At 67.2% G+C, this 5,472-nt stretch carries 4 protein-coding genes; 3 read left to right on the plus strand and 1 reads right to left on the minus strand.

Annotated features, from left to right (window positions below; genetic code table 11):
* The first annotated feature begins 165 nt into the window (after positions 1 to 165).
* Both ABZV91_RS32095 and ABZV91_RS32100 read left to right on the plus strand, forming a co-directional pair.
* Entirely contained in the window at positions 166 to 396 is a 231-nt protein-coding gene (locus ABZV91_RS32095) for a mycoredoxin (protein WP_039826201.1), read from the plus strand.
* Positions 397 to 483: 87 nt separating this feature from the next.
* Positions 484 to 1,509, plus strand: coding sequence for a PDZ domain-containing protein (locus tag ABZV91_RS32100; RefSeq protein ID WP_355249470.1), 1,026 nt, complete (start codon positions 484 to 486; stop codon positions 1,507 to 1,509).
* 50 nt (positions 1,510 to 1,559) lie between these two features.
* Here the strand turns inward: ABZV91_RS32100 and ABZV91_RS32105 are convergent, their stop codons facing one another.
* On the minus strand, positions 1,560 to 2,153 hold the full coding sequence (locus tag ABZV91_RS32105; protein ID WP_355249471.1) for a PPA1309 family protein: 594 nt from the start codon (positions 2,151 to 2,153) through the stop codon (positions 1,560 to 1,562).
* 181 nt (positions 2,154 to 2,334) lie between these two features.
* Between ABZV91_RS32105 and ABZV91_RS32110 the strand changes: the two genes are divergently transcribed.
* Positions 2,335 to 5,337 (plus strand): UPF0182 family protein, encoded by a 3,003-nt coding sequence (locus tag ABZV91_RS32110; protein WP_355249472.1) that lies wholly within the window; start codon positions 2,335 to 2,337, stop codon positions 5,335 to 5,337.
* Positions 5,338 to 5,472 lie beyond the last annotated feature (135 nt).

The following is a 5,472-nucleotide window of genomic DNA, read 5'->3' on the forward strand; positions in this document are numbered from 1 at the left end:
CGGCCTCGAAGCGCATGCGCCGCAGGCGCGAGTCTCGAGGCCGAAACGGCGAGACCAAGGGGGCCTCGACCCCGCGGCGCCGCAGGCGCCGCCAAAAAACACTGCAATAAACGTGACCCGCCTGGTGTTGGTCTGTTCGTGACTGACGTGACTCCTGATCTGACCATGTACTCGACCACCTGGTGCGGTTACTGCCGGCGGTTGAAGACCCAGCTGAAAGAGGCCGGGATCAGCTATGTGGAGATCGATATCGAGCAGGATCCGGCGTCGGCGGAGTTCGTCGGCAGCGTGAACAACGGCAATCACGTGGTGCCGACCCTGAAGTTCGCCGACGGGTCGACCGCCACCAATCCGTCCTTGGCCGAGGTGAAGCAGGCGCTCGCGCGTCAGGCATGATCCGCCACGGCGCGCTGGGGGATCTCCTCGGCCGCGCTCGCGTGCCTGTCCCGCGTTGTGCGGCGGCCGATGGCTAGTGTTGGCCGGGTGAATCGTCGGATCATCACGCTCCTGGTCGCCCTTGTCCCGGTTGTGTTGTTCGGTGTGGTGGGCAGTGTGTTCACCGTGCCGTTCGTGGCGCTGGGCCCCGGACCCACCGTCGATACGCTGGGCGAAGTGGACGGCCTCGAGGTCGTGCAGGTGTCGGGGGCCGAAGTCGACCGGACCGCCGGGCACCTGAACATGACCACGGTCGCGGTGCGGGACGGGCTCACCATCTTCGAGGCGCTCGGTTTCTGGGTGAGCGGCCGGCACGGAATCGTGCCGCGCGCCGAGGTGTATCCCCCCGGAGTGACCCGGGAGGAGGTCGACAGGTCGAACGAGCAGGAGTTCACCACCTCGGAGAGCAATGCCGAGGTCGCGGCGATGAATCAGTTGAATCTGCCGACCGCGGTGTTCGTGCACAAGGTCACCGAGGGCGCGCCGGCCCAGGAGGCGTTGCGCGCCGGTGACCAGATCGTCAGCGTGAACGGTAAGCCGGTCGCGACCGCTCAGGATGTGCTCAACGAGACATCGAGCCGGGCGCCCGGAACCGTGGTCCCGGTGGTGTACCGACGCGACGGCGCCGAGCAGACCGCGAAGATCACCCTCGGCGCCCGGCCGGACGACGCGGCCAAGGGGTTCCTGGGGTTGACTCCGACCGTGGCCGCGGCGCCGCCCATGCAGATCGATTTCAATCTGGCCGATATCGGCGGTCCGTCGGCCGGTTTGATGTTCAGTCTGGCGCTGGTGGAGAAACTGAGTCCCGGCGACCTCGACGGCGGTTCCTTCGTGGCGGGTACCGGCAGCATCGACGAGGACGGCAAGGTCGGCGCGATCGGCGGGATCCAGTACAAGATGATGGCGGCCCGGGAGGCGGGCGCGGAAACGTTCCTGGTCCCGGCGGGTAACTGCAACGAGGCGAGTCAGCGGGTCCCCGACGGGCTGCGGCTGGTGCGGGTGGAGACGCTGGCGGGCGCCGTGCAGTCGCTCGAGGATCTCTCGGCGGGGCAGGAAGTCGTCGGCTGCGGCTGAGGCATCCGACGACGGCGGAGTACGTGCGCCCGGGCCCGGGCGTTCTCCGTTCAGTCGGCGGATTCCTCGAGTGTGTGGCGTAGGGCTTCCACCAGGTTCGGCGCGAGATTCGGGTAGGTGCGCAGGTCGAGGTCGGCGCCGTCGTCTTCGCCCGCTTCGGGCCGTAGCTGCAACAGGCACAGACTGTTTCCCGAACGCAGCACGGCCGCGAAGAGCCGGGCCTCGCGCCGTCCCGGGTGCGCATGGGCGGCGGCCCGGCCGGCCGCGTCGGCGGCGTCCGCATCGGCCAGCAGCGGAGTGAGGGCGTCGTCGAGATCCTCCTCGGCGTCCGGGGGGAGAACCACGATCTCCTGCACCAGGACACAGCCCGCCACCGCGGGGGGCCAACTGGTGGTGGCGAGGAATTCGTCGAGTGCCATCGATCCGCCGGCCACATGATCGGGCAGGGGGTCCTGGGCGATCGGGGTCAGTTCGTCCGCGGCGTCGACCTCGTCGATGAGCGCGGGTTCGGCGGCCACCAGATCCGCGGTGCGCACCAGCGCGAACATCTGCGGCGATCTCCCCCAGCCCTCGGCGTCCACGAACTCCGCGACTTCGTGGACGGAACGGGCAAGGACGATTTCGGCATGCAGGTCGGCGCTCACCGGACCATCCTCCCATCCGCCGCCGCGACACCGCCCGAACCCTGCGGTCGCGAACATGTCCGTTTTCCGTAGAGTGGGGCGCAGAGGGTCCGTACGGGCCCGACCTCAACAATTCGGACTGCGGCGCAGCGGCCGGTGGCGCTACCGGCTCACTCGCCGCCGGACCCTGGAGAGTGGCATCGTGGGCATGCGCCCCCCCGCCGGTTTACCGTCGTTGTCCCGGCGCAGTCGTTTGCTGCTGGTGGCTGCGGTGGTGCTGGCCGCACTGCTGTTGGTAGGGCCTCGGCTCGTCGATACCTATACGAACTGGCTGTGGTTCGGGGAGGTCGATTTCCGCGGCGTCTACCTGACCGTGCTGCTGACCAGGGTCGTGGTGTTCGCGGTGGTCGCCCTCGTGGTCGGGCTGATCGTCTGGCTCGCCCTGTTGCTGGCCTATCGGTCCCGTCCGGTGTTCGTGCCGACTTCGGGCGCCGGCGATCCGATCGCCCGGTACCGGACGACGGTACTCGGCAAGCTGAGACTGTTCGGAATCGGTATCCCGGTGTTGCTGGGTGTGCTGTCCGGGCTGGTCGCCCAGTCGAACTGGGTGACTGTGCAGTTGTTCCTGCACGGCGGCTCGTTCGGCCGCACCGATCCGCAGTTCGGCCTGGATGTGGGCTTCTACGCCTTCGATCTGCCGTTCTACCGGATGGTGCTGAACTGGCTGTTCGTCGCCGTGGTGATCGCGTTCTTCGCGAACCTGGTGACGCACTACATCTTCGGCGGCCTGCGGCTGACCGGGCGCGAGGGCGTGCTCACCACGCCGGCGCGCATCCAGCTCGCGGTGCTGGCCGGGATCTTCGTCCTGCTCAAGGCCGTCGCCTACTGGTTCGACCGCTATCAGCTGTTGATGAGCAACCGGAAGGAGCCCACCTTCAACGGTGGTTCGTTCACCGATATCAACGCGGTGCTGCCGGCCAAGCTGATCCTGATGTCCATCGCGATCATCTGCGCGCTGGCCTTCTTCGCGGGGATCGTGCTGCGTGATCTGCGGGTGCCGGCGATGGCGGCGGCGCTGCTGGTGCTGTCCTCGGTGCTGGTGGGGGCGGTGTGGCCGCTCATGGTCGAGCAGTTCTCGGTGCGCCCGAACGCGGCGGAGAAGGAGAGCGAGTACATCGAGCGCAATATCGCCGCCACCCGGGAGGCCTACGGGATCACCGACGACAAGATCGAGTACATCGACTACAAGGGGGAGAGCAGCAAGAATCCGGTGAACGTGCCGGTGGACCATGCCACCATCGCGAATGCCCGGTTGCTGGATCCCAACATCCTGTCCCCGACGTTCACCCAGCTGCGGCAGCTGAAGAACTTCTACGGCTTCCCCGAGGCGCTCGATATCGACCGGTATTCGCTCAACGGCCAGGTCCAGGACTACATCGTGGCCGCGCGTGAACTGTCCCCGGCCACCCTGAGCGGTAACCAGACCGACTGGATCAACAAGCACACGGTCTACACGCACGGCAACGGTTTCGTCGCCGCGCCCGCCAACCGGGTCAACCGGCCGCAGTCCGAGGATCCGAACGCCGCCGGCGGCAGCAGCGACTCGGGTTATCCTATCTTCCTGGTCAGCGACCTGTTCACGCCGAAGGACCAGCAGCGGATCAAGGTCGATCAGCCGCGTATCTACTACGGCGAACTGATCTCGCAGTCCGATCCCGACTACGCCATCGTCGGCGCGGAGGCGGATCAGGCGCCGCGGGAGTACGACACCGACCAGGCCCGCTTCACCTACGACGGTGCCGGCGGTGTGGCGATCGGGAACTGGTTCAACCGGCTGGCGTTCGCGGCCAAGTACGCCGAGCGCAATATCCTCTTCTCCTCGGCGATCAGCGGCGATTCGAAGATCCTCTACAACCGCTCGCCGCGGGACCGGGTGGAGAAGGTCGCCCCGTGGCTGACTCCGGACGGCAATGCCTACCCGGCGGTCGTGGACGGGCGCATCGTCTGGATCGTGGACGCCTACACCACGTTGGACAGCTATCCCTACGCGCAGACGACCTCGCTGGAGGGCGCGGTCGAGGACAGCGTCGACCAGCGCACCGGCCGGCTGTTGCCGCGTAAAGAGGTCAGTTATATCCGCAACTCGGTGAAGGCCACGGTCGACGCCTACGACGGCACGGTGAAGCTCTACGAAACCGATCCCAGCGATCCGGTGCTGCAGGCCTGGCGGGGCGTGTTCCCGGACGCGGTGATCCCGGAAAGCGAGATCAGTCCCGATCTGCGCGAGCACTTCCGGTATCCGGAGGATCTGTTCAAGGTGCAACGCGAGATGCTGACCAAGTACCACGTGGACGATCCGCGCGAGTTCTTCACCAACAACGCGTTCTGGTCCGTGCCCGCCGATCCGACAGTGGAGGGGGTGTCGGCCAGCCAGCCGCCGTACTACGTGCTGCTCGGCGACCCGGAGACCGGGAAGCCGGTGTTCAATCTGACCAGCGCGATGGTCGGGTACAACCGGCAGTTCCTGTCCTCTTATATATCGGTGCGCTCCGACCCCGACGGGTACGGCAAGTTCCGGATCCTGCAGCTGCCGACCGATACACAGACCCAGGGTCCGCAGCAGACCCAGAACACGATGACGACAGCGCCGCAGGTCTCCCAGGAGAAGACGCTGCTGTCGAACTCGAACAAGATCAGATACGGCAATCTGCTCACCTTGCCGGTGGCCGACGGCGGCATCCTCTATGTGGAGCCGTTCTACAACGAGCGCAATACCGGTCAGAACACCGCCACCTTCCCGCAGTTGCTGCGAGTCCTGGTCAGTTACCGGGATCAGGCCGGCAGTGTGAAGGTCGGCTACGGCTCGACGCTGGCCGACGCGTTGAACCAGGTGCTACCGGGGGCCGGCGCGCTGGCCACCCCGTCCGGCGGTGACCCGGCCACCCGGCCGAACCCCGGCAGCGCGCCGCCGCAGCCCCAGGGCGACGACTCCCAGGATCAGGGTGCCTCGACGCCCAACGGCTCGACGCCGCCGCCCGCGAGTACCGGTTCGGCCGCGCGGGATGCCGCGGCGGCGGAGCTGGGCCGCAAGATCGAAGAGGTACGTGCCGCCATGCGTACCGGCAACTTCGAGGACTTCGGCCGGGCGCTCGACGAGCTGGACGCCGCGGTGAAGGCGTATCAGGACGCCGGCGGAGGTAGGTAACAGCCGGGTCGCGACGGCGGAGCCGGCCTCTGTCGGCTCCGCGGTGTGCGGCGGCTGCCGGGTCCGGTCGGGCTCCAGGTGGGAAACGAAGAAGAGGCGGAGGCAAAACAAAGCCATGGACCAGCGCGTACGTAT

This window comes from Nocardia sp. NPDC004568 (genome assembly GCF_040609955.1).
GTDB lineage: Bacteria > Actinomycetota > Actinomycetes > Mycobacteriales > Mycobacteriaceae > Nocardia.